Source organism: Nostoc sp. (assembly GCF_036917975.1).
Lineage (GTDB): Bacteria > Cyanobacteriota > Cyanobacteriia > Cyanobacteriales > Nostocaceae > Nostoc.
Map to the genome: position 1 here is coordinate 65704 of NZ_JBALEJ010000024.1, position 18978 is coordinate 84681.

An 18978-nucleotide genomic window follows, 5' to 3' on the forward strand; every position below is an offset into this window, starting at 1 on the left:
TTCAAAAACCCTTGGTTTATGGGCTTTCGAGATTTTGTCCAATAGTATGTTGATTTCCGCCGTGACGTACTAGCATAGGGATGCTGGACTGTCATCCCAGCTGCTTTCCCCTATTATTGCGTATCTCCCTATTCAGGATTACACCTGTTAAGCTGTTCGACCTTTGACTTACATGCAGTCAGCAGGCAGAACGCTTACCAACACGAGGTTTCCCATTTTGAATTTTGAATTTTGAATTTTGAATTGATTATGACCCTAACTCTTTACAATACCCTCACCCGTCGTCAAGAACCGTTTGAAACAGTCGAACCAGGCAAGGTTAAGATGTATTACTGCGGCGTGACGGTGTACGACTACTGTCATTTGGGTCATGCTAGAGCTTGCATCGTTTGGGATGTAGTGCGCCGATACCTCCAGTTTATCGGTTATGAAGTGCGATATATCCAAAATTTTACTGATATTGATGACAAGATTCTCAATCGAGCCTGTGTTGAACATTCATCAATGGAAGTTGTAGCCGATCGCTTCATCAAAGCATATTTTGAGGATATGGCGCGGCTGGGAATCAAGGAAGCTGATGAATATCCCCGCGCTACCCACACAATGAATGGCATTCAGCGATTAATTCATGAATTGGAAAATAAGGGTTTTGCCTACCCTGCTGATGGCGATGTGTATTATGCAGTACGAAAGTTTTCTGAGTATGGCAAGCTTTCGGGACGCAAGTTAGAAGATATGCAGGCTGGGAAAAGCGATGCCTACGGCGGGCTACGCCTACGCGTCAACGTCGAAGATCCAGAATATCAGAAAAAGAAAGATCCCTTCGATTTTGCTTTGTGGAAAGCAGCAAAACCGGGAGAACCAGCTTGGGAATCACCTTGGGGCGCAGGTCGTCCGGGGTGGCATATAGAATGCTCGGCAATGGTGCGCGATCGCCTGGGTGATACCATAGATATTCATGCTGGTGGTGCTGACTTAATTTTTCCCCACCACGAAAACGAAATTGCCCAATCTGAGGCTGTAACCGGAAAACCTTTAGCGCATTACTGGTTACATAACGGCATGGTGAAGGTAGATGGTGAAAAAATGTCCAAATCTTTGGGCAACTTTACCACTATTCGAGAATTGCTGGATCGAGGCGTTGACCCGATGGCAGTGCGGTTGTTCGTGTTAACCGCTCAATATCGTACACCCATAGATTTTACCGACGAAGCGATCGCCGCAGCAACCAACGGCTGGCACACCATTAAAGAAGGGTTACTCTTCGGCTACCAATACGGTAAAAAACTAGGTTGGGATTTAGGGACTGGGAATATCCCAATACCCAGTACCCAATACCCAGTACCCAATCCCTATATTGAACGCTTCCAAGAAAGTGTAAATAACGACTTTAATTTTCCCGGTGGATTAACAGTATTGTTTGAATTAGCCAAAGAATTGCGCCGTGAGGGAAATATTCTTGTGCATGAAGGGAAAACCGAAACGTCACCAGAGGAGTTACATCGGCAATGGCAAACACTCGTCACATTAGCTGGAGTCTTAGGTTTAGAAGCCGAGATAGAAACCGAAACTCACACGAGTAATGGTTTAAGCGATGCGGAAATTGAGGCGAAAATTCAGCAAAGGCAAGAAGCACGTCAAGCCAAGAATTTTGCTGAAAGCGATCGCATTCGTGACGAACTTCAAGCACAAGGTATTACGCTAATTGATAGCCGTGATGGCACGCGCTGGCACCGGAATAATTAAATTCAAAATGATGAACGACTACAAACAAATAACGGATAGAACATTTGAATTCTCTGTTCGCATAATTAAGCTCTGTAAAGTACTCAATGAAAGTTCTGGAGTGGGGCGAACACTCTCGCAACAGTTACTTAAGTCTGGTACGTCCATTGGAGCAAACGTTGAAGAATCGCAATCGGCACAGAGTACAGCCGATTTTGTTCACAAGCTAGAAATTGCTCTAAAAGAAGGTAGAGAAACGAAATACTGGCTAAGACTTCTAATTGCATCTGAGTTGATTTCCGAAGACCGTCTACTGCCAATTCTGGGGGAAATTAACGAGTTAATCAAAATAATTGCCGCAATAGTTGTCAAAACCAAACAAAATCGTCAACAATAACTTCATTAATTTTGAATTTTGTTAGCGCAGCGTTAGCAAGTCTTCGAGTGTCATTTTGAATTTTGAATTGAATTATGTGGTCTGAACTGAAAAAAGCGATCGCTAGTTTCGATATACCTGCTGATTGGATTGGTATTAGAGCCGTAAAGGAAACTTCTACTACCCGTTTCGTCCGTGACGCCTTACCCCAACTAAACGGCAAATCCTTCACTGTCGGAGCTATGCTGGAAGTTTTGGTTAATGGCAGTCTGGGTTATGCAGCTACTAACTCTCTGGAACTATCTTCCCTGCAAGCGGCTGCCCAAACAGCCTATAAACAGGCACTAGCAGCCAGTGAATGGTGGATACATCCCTTCCGTGAAAGTGAGCGTCCGAAAGTCGTTGGTGAATATAAATCGCCATTTCTTGAACCATTAGATGCTCTGAGTCCGGGAGAAATCAACGATTTACTAATTCGGATTTGCCAAACGCTCAAAGTTGATGACAAAATTGTGCAAACCATAGCCAGTGCTAGCACCACCGAAAGAGAATCTTGGTTTGTCAGCAGCAATGGCTCAGAAGTTTATCAAAAAATACTATCTATAGGCACTAATTACGGAGTCACTGCCCAAGATGGAGCAATTGTACAGCAGCGCAGCAATAATGGCTCCCAAGCAAACTGCTACCAAGGTGGACTAGAACTATTAAAACAAGAAAATTTATGGCATCGGGTACGACAAATTGGCGAACAAGCAGTAGAACTTTTGACAGCAGAAGAATGCCCAACCACCCGTACAAATTTAGTTTTAGCCCCAGATCAAATGATGCTGCAAATCCATGAAAGTGTCGGGCATCCCCTAGAAATTGACCGAATTTTGGGAGATGAGCGTAACTATGCTGGAGGCAGCTTCGTTAATAAAAGCGATTTTGGCAACCTAGTCTATGGTTCGCCCCTCATGAACATTACCTTTGATCCCACCGTGGCTGGTGAATTTGCCAGCTACGGCTTTGATGATACGGGTGCCGTCGCAACGCGGGAGTACTTGGTTAAAGAAGGTGTACTGCAACGGGGTTTAGGCAGTCTGGAGAGTCAAGCCAGAGCAGGTGTAGCAGGAGTTGCCTGTGCCCGTGCTTCCTCATGGAATCGGCCTGCGATCGATCGCATGGGTAACTTGAATTTAGAGCCTCTCAATGGTACTTTTGAAGACATTATTGGCGGGATAGAACACGGCGTTTACATGGAATCTAACCGTTCTTGGTCAATTGACGATCGCCGCTACAAATTCCAATTTGGTTGCGAGTACGCTAAATTAATTGAAAACGGTAAACTTACCAAAACCCTCCGTAATCCTAACTATCGCGCCACAACACCAGAGTTTTGGCATAGTTTAATTAAAGTTGGAGATGCCACAAACTGGCAAATGTATGGTACTCCTTATTGTGGTAAAGGAGAACCAAATCAGGCCATTTGGGTAGGACACGGTTCACCTGTCTGTGTATTTGCTAACGTCGAAGTTTTTGGTGGAGGAACTTAGATAATTCGTAATTCGTAATTCGTAATTCGTAATTGCGTCATCCCATCTACCTATTCCCTATCAATATTTAATATCCATGAAAATTGAGGAATTATCTGCATTAGAAGTCAGCTTTAATCGACTGATTGAAAGTTTGCTGATCAAAAAAGCAGAAGATGAACAATTTACTGTGAGACTCAGCAGTGAAATAAGTCAATTTACTCGTTTTAATCATGCGAAAGTGCGACAAACTGGTTGTGTTGCAGATGGTTGGATCGAACTGACTTTGATGAAAGAGCAACGCAACAGTGTTCGGCAGTTTCCCTTTACTGGAAATTGGGAGGTAGACTGGCAGTTAGCATATACCGCTTTGCAGGAATTACGCGACGAACTTATTCTACTACCAATCGATCCATATCTAGTTTTGCCATCAGGAAATAATACCAGTCGAGAAATAAATTCTGGGAATTTATTAGCGGCTGAGGCAGTAGTGCCAACTGTGCTAGAACTAGTTGCTGAATTGGATTTTACCGGGATATATGCAGGGGGAGTGGTAATTAAAGCTTATGGTGATTCTAGCGGTCAAAAACACTGGTTTGCTACTGATTCTTTTACCTTAGATTATTCTCTATTCTCCACATCTGGACAAGCTGTTAAAGGCACATTTGCCGGGAGTGATTGGGATAAATCTGCTTATATAGCCAAAATTAGCGAAGCGAAAAAACAACTAGAATTGCTTGCTCGTCCAGTTAAAGAATTGCCACGGGGACAGTACAAAACTTACTTTGCACCGGCTGCTGTTGCAGATTTATTATTAATGCTTTCTTGGGGATCTGTGAGCGAAGCTGATATTCAGCAAGGAAACAGTTCTTTAGCTGCTTTATGGCGTAAAGAAAAACAGCTTTCCCCTGCATTTAATTTGAAAGAAAACTTTCAACGGGGATTAGTACCACGCTTTAATGAATTGGGAGAAATAGCAGCACCGGAGTTATCTGTAATAGAAAAAGGATATTTGGTAAATACTTTGGTGAATTCTCGGACTGCTAAGGAATATCAAAAAATTGCCAACGGCGCGAATGGTTCAGAGACTTTACGAGCGCCAGAAGTGAGTCCAGGAAATTTAGTATTTGAGCAGATTCTTCCGAGTTTAGATACAGGATTATATGTATCCAATTTGCATTACTTGAATTGGAGCGATCGCCACACTGGTAGAATCACAGGTATGACTCGTTATGCTTGTTTTTGGGTAGAAAATGGAGAAATTGTTGCCCCGATTGAAAACTTGCGTTTTGATGAAAGTCTCTATCGCTTCTGGGGAGAAAACTTATTAGATTTGACCAATTTTCAAGAATTCATTCCCGAAGTAGGAACTTATGAAAGTCGCCAACTAGGAGGTAGTTTGGTTCCCGGTATGCTGGTAGAAGATTTTACATATACTTTGTAATTAGGTGTTAAATTGCAGTTTTAACGGCTGAGGAAATAGTCAAAGATATTTATGATAGCCGTACTATTTCTCACAATGACATTAGTCTATGACTTATTTACTTGATACCGATACTTGTTTGATACCGATACTTGTATTTATTGGATTAAAGGTAAGCGATGCCTAAGGCTGGCTACGCCTACGCGATTATAGCTTGTGAACTATTTACTCGACACTGATACCTGTTTTCACCTTAAAAATTATCAGCTGCGATCGCATAACCTCAACGGATGCTGGGAATAATAAATTTGGGACATCTGCACCAAAATTCATTCCATGAAACAGCAAAAAAATCAATTCAGTCATCTGACTGCGATCGAAAGAAGTTATCTGTCATTTCCTGCACAGTTTTTATTAAATCAAAACCTGTTACAAGGCAAAATACTAGACTTTGGTTGTGGCTTTGGAAATGATGTTAAAATATTGCGCCAAAAAGGTTATGATATTACAGGTTACGATCCTTATTATTTTCCAGAATATCCTGATAATAAGTTCGATACAATAATTTGCTTTTATGTTTTAAATGTTTTATTTACTGAAGAACAAACTAATGTTCTCATGGAAGTATCGCACCTATTAAAACCAGGAGGTAAAGCTTATTATGCTGTAAGGCGGGATCTCAAAAAAGAAGGTTTTCGAGAACATTATGTTCACAAAAAACCTACCTATCAGTGTATTGTCAAACTTCCCTTCCCCTCGGTTTGTTTAGATGAACGTCGGGAATTATATGAATATATCCATTATAATCATCAGCGAAATTCATCTAATTATTGTATATTCTGTAATCCCCATAAAACTCTCAAGCTATTAACTGAATCAGCAACCGCCTATGCTATTTTTGATGGCTATCCTATAAGTAAAGGTCATGTTTTGATTATTCCCAAACGTCATGTTAGCAATTATTTTGAATTGCCATTAAAAGAGCAATCCGCTTGCTGGCTTATGGTGAACAAAGTGCAAGAAATTCTCCAAACAGAATTTGAACCTGATGGTTTTAATTTAGGAATGAACATCAATCGAGCCGCAGGTCAAAATATTATGCATGCTAGTATTCATATCATCCCTCGTTATAAAGGTGATACTGTTTCTAGCAAAAGTGGAATCAGGAACGTTATTCCTAAAAAGCAATAGTTTTTTACTGACAGCTTGCAGTAACAAATCTTGATTTATGCATTTGCCATAAATCTAAAAAACTCAGTTTTTTGAGTCTTGTTGAAAATATTGCAAAATATTTCAGTTAACCCAGATTGTCTGGATCTATTCCCAGCGCTCTTAATTGTTCAGTCAATTGTTGCACCCGTTGTTCTGCTTGTTGAGCGCGTTGTGTCTCTTGTTGAGCAAGTTGTTCTGCTTGTTGAGCGCGTTGTGTCTCTTGTTGAGCGCGTTGTATTTCTTGTTGAGCAAGTTGTGCTGCTTGTTTTACTTGTTCTGCGGGCGTGAGATATCGTTGTCCTTGCTCATCATACCAATACATCCATTCTCGTGTTACACCACAATAATTTCCCCTTTCGCAACCAATTCCTAAGCCAATTTCTGGTAGCCAAACTGGGTTTCCCTCTTGCAATTCATACTTACCATTAACTAACTTATGTACTTCCAGATGCGGTTTACGGCGGCGACGAGAGGAATAAATTACGTAATAAAGTACACCTAAAGCCTCATATTCAGCCAATTTAGTAGTGTATTCCTTACGATAATTTTGGGATACTACTTCTAGGACGAAAATCGGTACAACATTTTCATCCCACAGCACATAACTAGGACGCAGTTCCTCATCATAAAATCGCTCTACCCCTAAGCTCAAAAACCCATCTGGTACAATGGGCGGTTTATCGGGGTGATAATAAACACCCATATCTATGGCAAACAACCAGTCTAAGCGGTCTGCCCAAAGTATCAGCAGGATAGCCTTTAGCAAGCCTGGTATCAATTCTTGCAGTTCATTATCCACAGGCATTTCATCAGAGTCCGGTAGTTCCTCGGCTGAGGGCAAGTACCTTGGCAAGTTGTACTCTAACATGGCTAGTTTCCCCAAAACTCAAAGGATATTTGGCTCTATTTGGCTCTATTTGGCTCACCAGAATTATAGCGATTTCTGAGCTAGTACTTGGTCAAGCTAGTTTTGAGAGTTTGTAGTTAGCAATAAAAATACTTAGCAAGCATTAGCCACCGGAAGCAACTCATGCTTTGATACCACGACCATATAGTGTAAGTTAAAGTTAAGTCGATATTCAAATGAATAATTTTTGCTGAATTGCGACAGATAAAGACTAAACTAAAAAGTCTTGTGCAGCAAAACCTGTAGCTTTAAATGAAATAATCATGTCTAAGGTTCTTGTCTCCGATTCTATTGACCAAGCTGGAATTGACATTCTTTCGCAAGTTGCAACTGTTGATGTCAAATTAGGTCTAAAACCAGCGGAACTGATCGCAATTATTGGTGAGTATGACGCGCTAATGATTCGCTCTGGTACGCGCGTCACTCAAGAAATCATTGATGCCGGCACCCAGCTAAAAATCATCGGTCGTGCTGGTGTGGGTGTGGATAATGTGGATGTTCCCGCCGCCACCCGCCGAGGAATTGTGGTAGTCAATTCTCCAGAGGGAAATACAATTGCTGCTGCCGAACACGCACTAGCGATGATTTTAGCTTTATCTCGCCACATCCCCGATGCTAATGCTTCGGTGAAACGCGGTGCTTGGGATCGCAATAGCTTTGTCGGCGCGGAAGTCTACAAAAAAACTCTCGGTGTTGTCGGTTTGGGCAAAATTGGTTCCCATGTTGCGGCTGTAGCTAAGACAATGGGGATGAAACTCCTAGCTTACGACCCTTTTATTTCTACAGAACGAGCCGAACAAATTGGCTGTCAGTTGGTGGAGTTGGATTTACTCTTCCAGCAAGCAGACTATATCACCCTCCACATCCCCAAAACCCCAGAAACCACCCACTTAATCAATGCCACAACCTTGGCAAAGATGAAACCCACAGCCCGGATTATCAACTGCGCTCGTGGTGGGATCATTGATGAAGTAGCTTTAGCAGCAGCTCTGAAAGCTGGTAAAATCGGTGGTGCAGCCTTGGATGTGTTCGAGTCAGAACCGCTTGGTGAATCTGAGTTGCGATCGCTAGGCAAAGAAGTTATCCTCACCCCCCACTTGGGAGCCTCTACCGCAGAAGCTCAAGTGAATGTAGCCATTGATGTTGCCGAACAAATTCGCGATGTACTTTTAGGACTACCAGCGCGTTCAGCCGTCAACATTCCCGGACTCGGCCCCGATGTGTTGGAAGAACTCAAACCCTATATGCAGCTAGCAGAAACGCTCGGTAATCTAGTAGGACAGCTAGCTGGCGGACGGGTGGAAGTACTGAATATTCGACTGCAAGGCGAACTCGCAACTAACAAAAGTCAGCCTTTAATCGTCGCTGCCCTAAAAGGACTACTTTACCAAGCTTTGCGGGAACGAGTAAATTACGTAAATGCCAGCATAGAAGCCAAAGAACGCGGAATTCGGGTAATTGAAACCCGTGATGCTTCCATTCGAGACTATGCCGGCACACTGCATCTAGAAGCTACAGGTACTTTAGGTACTCATTCGGTAACAGGTGCTTTATTGGGTGAGCGAGAAATCCACCTCACCGACGTTGATGGTTTCCCAATTAACGTTCCACCCAGCAAATATATGTTGTTTACCCTGCACCGCGATATGCCGGGGATCATCGGCAAACTTGGTTCCCTACTCGGCAGTTTTAATGTGAATATTGCCAGTATGCAGGTAGGTCGTAAAATCGTCCGTGGCGATGCGGTAATGGCTCTGAGTATAGATGACCCTTTACCAGAGGGTATTTTGGGTGAAATTATCAAAGTCCCTGGTATTCGGGACGCGTATACGGTAACTCTCTAATTTTGGATTTTGGATTTTGGATTTTGGATTGGTAATGGCTAATTGCTCATTGTTTTTCCCATTGGTCATTAACCATTACCTACTCCCCAATCTAAAATCTAAAATCTAAAATCTAAAATTGTATGGCAAACACCTGGTGGGAACTACAGATTTTATGTGAGCCAGACCTAGAAGATTCGATCTTTTGGCGACTGGAAGATTTTGGCTGTCGTGGTACAGCTAGCGAAAACAAAGGAAACTCATCTTTAGTCAGGGCTTATTTGCCGACAATTCAAACAGAGTTACTAGATTTGGCAGCACTATCGCTGTGGCTGCGTCAAGATGCCCTCTGTATAGGAGTTTCATCTCCCTCACTACAATGGCAGTTGATTGATGAGGAAGATTGGGCGACTAGCTGGAAACAATATTGGCATCCGCAAGAAATAGGCGATCGCTTCTTAATTAACCCCGCTTGGCTACCATTACCAGAAATAACCGAACGCTTAGTAATTCGTCTTGACCCTGGTGTAGCATTTGGTACGGGCAACCATGCTACGACCCAGCTATGTTTGGAATCCCTGGAAATGCGGCTGAGTGGCGTTCCTCAGTCTTTTGTGGGTAGTAGTGGCAAACATGAACATCTGGTAATTGCGGATATTGGCTGTGGTTCTGGTATCCTTTCCATTGGGGCGCTGCTACTGGGTGCAGAGAAAGTCTATGCAGTAGATAATGACCCTTTGGCGGTGCAATCAACCATCAGTAATGGTGCCCTGAATGATATTAGCTCAGAACGTTTACTACCAGCATTGGGAAGTGTAGACGTTTTGACAAAATTAATTGCAAGCCCGGTGGATGGTATCGTCTGCAATATTTTGGCTCATGTAATTATTGAATTGATACCAGAAATGAGTGCGATCGCTAAACCTGAAACTTGGGCGATCTTCAGTGGTATTTTGCTGGAACAATCTAAAGCTGTTGCTGACGCCTTAGAACAAAATGGTTGGGTTGTCGCTACTCTGTGGAAACGAAAAGAATGGTGTTGCTTAAATGTACGGCGTTCTTAAGTCAGTAGAAATTATCGCAATCCGCAGATCCCCGACTTCTTTAAGAAGTCGGGGATCTTTAAGTAAGTGACATAATATATAGATTACCCACTATTGACTTTTGAAACTAGCGATGAAAGAACGGCTACAAATCCACAAAAAAGCTGACTCATCCGCTTATTCGTCAGAGCAAAGTCAGTTGCGAACGCATCTATTAACTACCCACCCTCAACTCCGCTCCAACCAGCCTATAGTACATAAAGTAGAAAATCAGAAATTTCAACAGTATCAGTTTGAGGCAACAAAACTCCAAATACAAGCCAAGCATGGCACGATCACAGCAGAGGGACAAGAGCGACTCACTGTATTGCAAACAAAGATCAATGAGTCATTGCAGCAAGGAAAGGAACACTCTTCCCAATTTGGTCATAGCCTGAGCAAAATGGCGATCAAACGTGCTGATAGTGTGTCAATGGGACAAATACAGCCAAAACCCACTATTGGTCAATCAGGAGATCGATATGAGCAAGAGGCGGATAGAGTTGCTACTTCTGTAGTCAACCAAATTAATAGAGCTGCTTTGGAAAACCAAGACGCAGGCGTTAAAAACGAACAAGGAAAGTCTGAAGAAATATTAGCAGCAAATAACTCAGCAGATAAAAAACAAAAATTTTTACAAGAATATTCGCTAGCCAAAACACTAGTCAATGGCATAGATGACACATTACCAGAAGATAAAATCCTGGAACAGCTTTTCAAAAATTTTGGAAATATTCAATTTCAATACACAATGGTGAGTAAGAGTCAAGACACTCTATTAAAAGGCTCTCCAGAAGGAGATTGTCAGACATTAGCTCGTGCTTTTAAAAAAGTTGCAGAAGAATATTTTGGTATTGAAAAAATAACAGTTGAAAGTATTGCTAAACCTTTTTTGAATGAAGCTGGAGCTACCCCACACCAAGGGAAAAAACCCAATTGTGATGACGGTAAACGATGGTTTTTTCAAAACCATTATTGGGCTAGCTGGAATGGGAAAATTTATGATGTTTTATTCCTCAGCAATAAACGAACCGAAGCCGATATGGCAAAACAGGTGCAACCACTCAAATCAATGTTGATGCCTGAACAAGAGTACTATGAAACAGAAAAAGGAAAAATTGTATATCCCATTGTCAATAAATACTCAACTGTAGATGTTACGATATTTGAGAAACTGAAAAACTTTGTTAATAATCTTGGTCGGTTTCTCTCCAGCAGCATGAGTGCGATCATCAATAAAATTCGGTCTTTATTTGCCCAAAGCGGAAACAACACCAGTGGTTTTGATTCTCTAATGAGAGAACTTGAACACGATAAAAATAATGCTGCAATTTCAAACAACCAAACTCAATAATTCCAACTTTTTGAAAATCCTTAATTGGTGTAATAGACATCTCCGAAAAAGAACGTAGAGACGTAGCACTGCTACGTCTCTACAAGGGTTCTGGGTAACGCATATTTAATTTCTGGAGATGTCTAATGAAGATTCTAGAATCACGCAAAACTATCCCTCTCCGACTAGGCTACGGTGTACACACAAGTCAAATTACCCCCCTTAATCCCCCCTTATAAAGGGGGGAAACAAGAAATCTAGTTCCCTCCCCTTTATAAGGGGAGGGTTAGGGTGGGGTAAAACCTTGGTTAATCAACTATTTCAGACTTGTGTGTACACCGTAGGCGACTCGGAGAGGGACAGACTTGAACTTTAGTTCCAGGCAGGGAGAGGTTTATTTAACTCAAGTTAATTCCTTCCCCCTCAAGCCGTTAATTTCTCTTGCCATCTCAAAATAAGGGAAGGTACAGTCATCACTCTAACAAGCTCTCATAGCATCATTGAATGATTCTGTAATCCCTAAATTTATAGAGGTGTTACAGAAGACCGTTGTACGCTATTTTTAACAGTTTTTCCTTCTACAAAACCATCTCGACCTGTAATCAATCTAGAGCGACGATTACGAGTGATATAATTCCATCCCCACTGAATTGCTACTACTACTTTAGTGTCAAACTCAATTAAGAAGTAGATGTGAATTACTAGCCAAAAGAGCCAAGCAATGAAACCTTGGAGTTTGACTAAGCCTAAATCTACAACAGCTAAATTTTGCCCAATCATCGCCAAAGTACCCACGTCATTGTAACGAAATTGTGGCAAAGTCTCACCTTGCAGCCTGCGTTTAATGAGTTTAGCTACATATTCTCCTTGTTGTTTGGCTACGGGTGCAACACCAGGTAAGGGTTTACCATTTTGATGGGAAAAGTTGCCTAAATCTCCCACTACAAAAATGTTGTTATAACCCTTTATAGACAAGTCTGGTTCTACAATCACACGTCCAGAGCGATCGCACTCTACACCTGTACTTTTTGCTAGGGCCTTCCCCATAGGCGAACCTTTAACACCTGCTGCCCATAAGATAGTCTTTGAGGTAATTTCTGTTAATTCATCGCCTTGCTTGAAAGTAACGATGTTACCTTCAATATTTGTCACTCTGGTGTTAGTGTAGACAGCCACACCCAACTTTTGCAAAGATTCTGCTGCTACTTTCGATAACTCTGGTGAAATGTGTGGGAGGATGCGATCGCCACCTTGCAATAGTAAAATTCTCGCTTCTGAAGTGTTGATGTTGCGGAAATCTTCTGTGAGAGTTTGGTATGCTAATTCTGCGATCGCACCGGATAACTCTACACCGGTGGGCCCACCCCCGACAATCACAAAAGTCAACAAAGCACGGCGTTTTTCGGGATCGGTTTCTTTTTCTGCTGCTTCAAATGCCGAAAATATCTGGCGACGCATTTCTATGGCATCTTCAACAGTTTTCAAGCCAGGAGCAAATTCTTTCCAGTTATCCTTACCAAAATAGGAATGGTTAACACCTGTGGCGACAATCAATGTGTCATAGGGTACTACTTCATCACTTAGAATAACTTGTTGCGCTTTTGGATCGATATCATTTACCTCTCCCAACAGCACTTTTGTATTCTTGCTTTTGCTGAATACAGATCGCAATGGTGCAGAAATATCAGCAGGTGATAGCGTACCTGTGGCAACTTGATATAAAAGCGGCTGAAATAGGTGAAAGTTACGTTTATCAATGAGAGTAACATTTACATTTGCTTTCTTCAAAGCTTTTGCTGTATACAGTCCACCAAAGCCGCCACCAACGATCACAACCTGATGTGGTGCATTTTTCTCAAGTGAGATAACCATAATAAATATTTCCTTGTGTTAAGAACTTGTAACTATTCTTAACAAAGATGTAACAGCTTTATGATGCGGGTTGCTGCTTATTTAGAACAATTGAAAAAATAGTGAAAGTAGCCAAAGTTATTTATTACCCTTCAGTTTCGGATTTTCCTCAGAGACTTCCAAATAAAAAAATATCCAATTAACTCCTGTGGGGTGGGCGACACGAGAGCCCAGTCCATAGGGCAGGCAAGATGTCCACCCCACAATTTCGTGGAATAAATCTAAAATCCAAAATCTAAAATTAAATTACAAGCCCCTGACTTCAGGCATGGGGTAAATCTAAAATCTAAAATCTAAAATCCAAAATTGTGTGACTTTCACCACTGCCCGGAATTATCTTCCTGTTGCAAACCAATTAACTGTCGCCGTTTCCAAGCATAGTGAAGAATATTAATCCCTAATTCCTGAGCTGTACGAATGGTCAATCTCGGTAAACTCAAATCTCTATCCAGTCCCCAAGCAGTTGCCAAATCTCCAATAGCTAAAATAATTCCTCCACCGATTAATAGTTTAATCTGCTGTTGATTAACCATTGGCAAAGCAGCAAATAAGAAAGGTTTTGTCCTTAAAGGATGACTCCGTTGCAATTCTTCTAAAGGTCTTAAAGGGCTTTCTAATTGTTGTGCCAAAGCTTGAGTACTCTCAATTAGAGGATTAGCACTTATTGGTGCATCAACTAGAAGCACACCACCTAAATTTAAATAATTTCTGAGGGATTCAAATTCGAGACTATTTAAAGAAATTGCTTGTCCACCTGTGAGATAAAGAATGTCATAGTCTTGGATATTTTCTGCTAAAGAAACCTGACCAGGTTCATCAGCCCCTCGCAAACTTGGGTATAGGGGTTCTACTGCTTGTAACAAATACGAAAGGCTGAAAAAATTACGCGCACATTCGGGATCGCTATGACTCGCCTGCGCCATACATACAAGTGCTTGGGGACGCATTTGTGCTTGACGGCGATAACGCAAATCAATATTGTTATATCCAGGAAAGAAAGCATCCGCAGGTTGGATAATTTCAGTATGTCCTGGTTGCAGAAGTATCCGACATATTTCTATTTCTGAACTGGCTGGTGTAGAGTTTCTTTGGTCAATTCGATAAGTTTCTTGAACAATATCTCTTTGCTGCCCGCGTCGCAATTCATCAGGATCTACATAGCTAACTACTAAGTAAATCATGAGTGGTTCAGAACTTACTACTTCTATATCAATAGGAAAATCATAAGAAGTCGGTATAACAATTAGATTGCCGGCTAAATCAATGGCAATACCAGGTTGAATTTGTACCCAACGTCCATCTCGATATCTAGCTTCAACTTGGCTAGGGGCAGTTATATCTCGAACGCCTAAACCGCAGACTATCCCTGGTTGGTTTAAACTTTGATATTGAGTATTTTGCCGATTCCGGTGGTAATCATGGGCTGTGCGCCAGCGTTCCGCATTAATTAGTAACCCGTCTGCGGCTTGTAGGCGTTCAAGAGATTTGATTGGTGGAGGGGGGAAAGGGTGGGACATAGGAATTTTGGATTTTGGATTTTGGATTTTGGATTTTGGATTAAAAGTCTGTTTAATTTTACTTACTTACAGCACTTTGCAAGTAAATGAAGTACACATATTAATATGATAAATCTTGTGGGGTGGGCATCTTGCCCGCCCCTATGTACCTCATTTAGATGAAATGTGCTGTATATCAATTAAGTACAAGAAAGAAAAACGAACCGCAAAGGACGCATTCGCGCAGCATCTCGTCAGAGAAGGACACAAAGTAAAGAAAGAAAGAAAGGGTTTGGTGTAACCTCACAAAAAAATGGTATTAATTACGAATTATTTAATTGGTGGGATTCTCGATAGATAATTCGTATGTGCAAAAAGCTGGTTTTTCTTGTTCTATTATTCTTTGGATAAGTTCTTCGTTGATGATGCCACTAGAAATATTTGAACGCAAACGTACTATGAAATGATATGGTTGCCCACCTGCTAAAACTGCATTTCCTAGTTGTGCATCTCCGATAATAAAACTTGGGCCAAAAGGTTCTGTAATACTAATATGTTTATCAGCTTCATTAGTTAAATGTTCGTCTAGTGGTAAACCAGTATAAAGATGCAAGTAAAGACGTAATCCTTTACGAGTTCCTCGCCAGCGATAAAGTTCTACGGCTCGGCTAATTAAACGCCGTTGTTGCTGGAGATCCCAAACAGAATCTACTTGCCAAGCAACCCAATGAGCCATAAAGGGTAATAGTGCCTGCGGTGCTGTCAAGGGATCGAGATTTGCCCACATGACATTGTAGCTATTAACGATTGGTTGAAAAGCTTGCTCAAATATCTTCATGAAGCGACCAATAAAGTCCACTTCTCTATACAAAATTGGCAAGAATTCCATATAGGCAGTGTAGGGGCGGATGTATAAATCGAAATACTCGCTTCTCTCGATTTGTTCGTTGTCCGTGCCTGGGTCTATATGTAGGGTAATTAGGCTGCGAAAATTGAGCGTTAGTTTATCTTTTTTACCAGGTGAAATTGCTTCTTGGTCTTCAAAAAAGGTATCGGGAATTGAGAAGTAGAGAACAGCATCCATGTGTCCACGAGGCGGTATTTCACTGCCTTCTGTGCCAATTTGACACCACTGGGATGGGAAGTTACCTTCAATGCTTAAGCTTACCCGCAAAGGACGTTGTTCTAAGTTTTGTACTTGGACAATCATCTCGCTAGGATGTCCAGGATGCAAGAGTAAACTACGTCCAGCGACATCGATGTTTTCTGTATTTGCAAACGCTAAACCTGCCACAGGTAAAGCTTCGGGGATTTGCATTGGCGTTAATTGAATGCTTACAGCTGGACTAGAGCGACTTTGAACCATAGGATTGGGGATTGGAGGGAAATAACTATTGACAAATTAGGAATTACGAACAGGACTTACGCACGAGTTACAAAATAACGAACCGCAGAGGCGCAGAGGACACAGAGAAATCAGAGTTTAAGAGATATTTTGCGTAAGTCCTAACGAATTACGTTAGCGCAGCGTTAGCGACGTAGGAGCGTCATTACGAATTACGAATTATCTGAATGTCGTGATTTGAACGCAGATTTGTATCAGCCCAAGAACATATCAAACCTTCCGATCCTGGGTCAATCAATTGTTCTGGTGATGGTTGTCGTCGCCAAACTTCTCCTTGCTTGCGGATGGGAAACAGCAAGACGGGGCCTAAATGTCGCACACCTGGGGTTTGTTGCAGTAATGCCACAATATCTGATGTATAAACTGGTCGCCCGAATGGCCAACCTTTGCCGTCAATTCCTCCAGTTAAGGGATTTAAATATTTATACAGCGATCGCCTTAAATTCCGGCGAACTTCTTCGCTGGCAAAAGTGTTGCTGTATGCTGGCTCTAAAGCAACTTCTGTCTGTACAGAAACACCTACGTAATTCGGCTCTTGTAATTCTATTTGTATCCCTAATAAGCGTCTTTCATCTAAGTAACTCAAAATTTGCTCTTGCAGGGCATTACTGAGGGCAAATTCTTCTGGTGTCATGCCATTGCCTTGAGCGATCGCATCTGTATTTGCATAAGGAACTACCAGTAAACTAACTATACCAGCTTGTCTACGAGAATTTGCTGGCAAACAACGGACGCGAGCGATCACACCAGCACCCGCCTGTTGAGTTAAAACTTCAAAATCTTCAGCAGTGACGGCGCGATCGCGCGTGCGGAGGATGCGGGGAGCCTTTATTACAGCCTGTTCCAGTGATTCGGCATCCGCCCCATTGATTGCAGGTACACGATTGACCACACTAGCAATATATGGATACGCAGACTTCAAAAACTGAATTGCCCCAGTTTGCACATTGCCTTGTCTACCACCGCCTGTACGATAAGTAACCATCCTAATTTCTGAACCACGGGGAGGAATCGCCCCATATTGGTGTTCAGATTGGTTATTTTCCAGAACTTGTACAGATGTGTCATCTAATGATGGTTGCTGAATTCGCGATCGTACCTGGGTTTCTTGTTTAAGTTGGCTAGGTTCCCGAATCAGTGGCCCGAATTGGATTGTACCAGTGATGGAATCGATGGTGTAATGAAAATTATGCGGGCCAGAATCAGCAAAATCTCTCACCTCAGTCCACTTTTGAGGCAAACCACCAGCAGGAGTAACTAAAATATACTCATTTTCTCGGCGTTCTAAAATTGGTGCTGTTTGTAATTGGAAACTCTGACCGGGCGTACCATCACTAATTCCCAATCGCTCATCTTGAATCAGCGTACTGTGGCTAGCCCTAACAGTACCGCCAATTGACTGCACTGCTAAACCAATAATTCGTGGTGGACGATTGTAACCAGTTTCATTTGCTGCTGTGGAAACAAAGCTACAGCGCAACCAGCGACCTCGATAAGAGGTAAAATTGGCCACAGGCCAAATCTGCGGTAGATGCAAACGTACCTCTGCACCTTGAGACGGGTTTCCACCCTGTTGAGCAATTTCGTAAAAACTGAAACCGCGAGTTTTATCATCTGACTCTTGCAATAAAACGGGTTGCCAATTTTCCCCGTCCCAGGCTTCCCACTTGCGGGGTGGTTGATTGGGGTTAATCCCAGCAGGGGTAGCCGCAGCCCCTTGGAAAATAATTTCTAAAACATTAGCGTCTAAAGGATCATCAGAATTAATTGCTAAATAAAAGCAGTTACCAGGCTGGGGTTCCTCTTCAAAAATCGGTTGTTCATTACCTGTCCAGTAACCGTTAGATTGACGAGTCCAGGAAGTTGTGACTCTTTCGCGCAGAGATTGGGGAATATCTTCGGTAGTTTGGGCAGTTAAGAAGTGTTGGATGCGGGGTTTGCCGATAATTAGAGGAGCATCTGTACTAAAGGTAATCGCTTCTGTAGTTTCAGTGCGGATAGTTGAGGCTTCCAATCCGGCGGGAATTGTGTAGGCTTCAGGTAGTGCAGCGCTTAAATAAAAAGTTAATTCCGTGCGGGCTGGGGCGGGAGGCTGGAGACGAATACCCAGTAATTCTAGAAAAGCAACATAATTTTTTCGGGGTACTTGGTTGAATCTGAGCAACATTTGGTCAGTTAACCAAGCAAATAACTCAATTAGCGTAATTCCTGGGTCGCTGAGATTGTGGTCAGTCCATTCTGGACAATAGCGAGGAATACGCATAATACATTCTTCCACCAAATCATCGAAGGCGCGATCGTCTAAATTGGAAGAAGGTAATTTCGGTAAAAAGTCAAAGTTCACGATTCCTCCCCAGCTGAAACTAAATAATAAGGATAAACAAAACTATAAATATCGGGGCCGTCTTTAAGTCGATAATTGATGATAATGTCCACTCTGCCACGCATAGGGTCAGGATCAGTCAGAACTTCATCGATAGTAATGCGTGGTTCCCAAACTTCTAAAGCTTCCAAGACATAAAGACGGATTCGCAGGAGGGTATCGCTATTTAAAGGTGCAAACGCCAGTTCCGACAAGCGCGAACCAAAGGTAGGTCGATAAACTCGCTCACCTACTCCCGTGCGGAGGATAATCCAAATAGATTCTTTAACTTTTTGCTCTTCACGGCTAAGTTGTATCCCACCTTGCACACTTAAATGCAGTGGATAAGCCCAACCTGTTCCCAAATAGGCTCGATCGCGACCATAAACCATATCTGGCACTTAGACAG

At 42.2% G+C, this 18978-nt stretch carries 14 protein-coding genes; 8 read left to right on the forward strand and 6 right to left on the reverse strand.

The window, feature by feature from the left end; all coding sequences use genetic code 11:
* Positions 1 to 249 precede the first annotated feature (249 nt).
* The 5 genes from cysS (at position 250) to V7K76_RS08840 (ending at position 6229) form a co-directional block, all read left to right on the forward strand.
* The gene (gene cysS, locus V7K76_RS08820) at positions 250 to 1746 is read left to right on the forward strand and encodes a cysteine--tRNA ligase (protein ID WP_334776296.1); all 1497 of its coding nucleotides are present in this window, start codon (positions 250 to 252) and stop codon (positions 1744 to 1746) included.
* 10 nt (positions 1747 to 1756) lie between these two features.
* Entirely contained in the window at positions 1757 to 2122 is a 366-nt protein-coding gene (locus tag V7K76_RS08825; protein WP_334776672.1) for a four helix bundle protein, read from the forward strand.
* 74 nt (positions 2123 to 2196) lie between these two features.
* The gene (locus V7K76_RS08830; protein WP_334776297.1) at positions 2197 to 3636 is read left to right on the forward strand and encodes a TldD/PmbA family protein; all 1440 of its coding nucleotides are present in this window, start codon (positions 2197 to 2199) and stop codon (positions 3634 to 3636) included.
* 76 nt (positions 3637 to 3712) lie between these two features.
* On the forward strand, positions 3713 to 5059 hold the full coding sequence (locus V7K76_RS08835; protein ID WP_334776298.1) for a TldD/PmbA family protein: 1347 nt from the start codon (positions 3713 to 3715) through the stop codon (positions 5057 to 5059).
* A 315-nt stretch (positions 5060 to 5374) separates the two neighbouring features.
* Positions 5375 to 6229, forward strand: coding sequence for an HIT family protein (locus V7K76_RS08840; protein WP_334776299.1), 855 nt, complete (start codon positions 5375 to 5377; stop codon positions 6227 to 6229).
* Between the two features lie 106 nt (positions 6230 to 6335).
* Here V7K76_RS08840 and V7K76_RS08845 read toward each other — a convergent pair whose 3' ends face one another.
* A complete protein-coding gene (locus V7K76_RS08845) occupies positions 6336 to 7118 on the reverse strand; it encodes a Uma2 family endonuclease (RefSeq protein WP_334776300.1) in 783 nt (260 codons plus the stop codon).
* A 302-nt stretch (positions 7119 to 7420) separates the two neighbouring features.
* Here V7K76_RS08845 and serA point away from each other — a divergent pair, with 302 nt between their 5' ends.
* From serA to V7K76_RS08860, 3 genes are all read left to right on the forward strand, one after another.
* Entirely contained in the window at positions 7421 to 9001 is a 1581-nt protein-coding gene (gene serA / locus V7K76_RS08850) for a phosphoglycerate dehydrogenase (protein ID WP_334776301.1), read from the forward strand.
* Positions 9002 to 9123: 122 nt separating this feature from the next.
* Positions 9124 to 10044 carry a 50S ribosomal protein L11 methyltransferase gene (prmA, locus tag V7K76_RS08855; RefSeq protein WP_334776302.1) on the forward strand — a complete coding sequence of 307 codons (921 nt, stop codon included), beginning with the start codon at positions 9124 to 9126 and terminating at the stop codon, positions 10042 to 10044.
* 112 nt (positions 10045 to 10156) lie between these two features.
* The gene (locus tag V7K76_RS08860; RefSeq protein WP_334776303.1) at positions 10157 to 11416 is read left to right on the forward strand and encodes a hypothetical protein; all 1260 of its coding nucleotides are present in this window, start codon (positions 10157 to 10159) and stop codon (positions 11414 to 11416) included.
* A gap of 504 nt (positions 11417 to 11920) precedes the next feature.
* Here the strand turns inward: V7K76_RS08860 and V7K76_RS08865 are convergent.
* The 5 genes from V7K76_RS08865 to V7K76_RS08885 all read right to left on the reverse strand — a co-directional run bounded on the left by V7K76_RS08865 (position 11921) and on the right by V7K76_RS08885 (position 18961).
* The gene (locus V7K76_RS08865) at positions 11921 to 13267 is read right to left on the reverse strand and encodes an NAD(P)/FAD-dependent oxidoreductase (protein ID WP_334776304.1); all 1347 of its coding nucleotides are present in this window, start codon (positions 13265 to 13267) and stop codon (positions 11921 to 11923) included.
* 356 nt (positions 13268 to 13623) lie between these two features.
* Positions 13624 to 14823 (reverse strand): DUF4159 domain-containing protein, encoded by a 1200-nt coding sequence (locus V7K76_RS08870; RefSeq protein ID WP_334776305.1) that lies wholly within the window; start codon positions 14821 to 14823, stop codon positions 13624 to 13626.
* Positions 14824 to 15136: 313 nt separating this feature from the next.
* Entirely contained in the window at positions 15137 to 16168 is a 1032-nt protein-coding gene (locus V7K76_RS08875) for a phage tail protein (RefSeq protein ID WP_334776306.1), read from the reverse strand.
* Between the two features lie 184 nt (positions 16169 to 16352).
* Complete coding sequence (locus tag V7K76_RS08880) at positions 16353 to 18551, reverse strand: putative baseplate assembly protein (protein WP_334776307.1); 2199 nt, start codon at positions 18549 to 18551, stop codon at positions 16353 to 16355.
* Complete coding sequence (locus V7K76_RS08885) at positions 18548 to 18961, reverse strand: GPW/gp25 family protein (protein WP_334776308.1); 414 nt, start codon at positions 18959 to 18961, stop codon at positions 18548 to 18550. The genes V7K76_RS08880 and V7K76_RS08885 overlap by 4 nt, the downstream gene beginning before the upstream one ends.
* Positions 18962 to 18978: the final 17 nt, after the last annotated feature.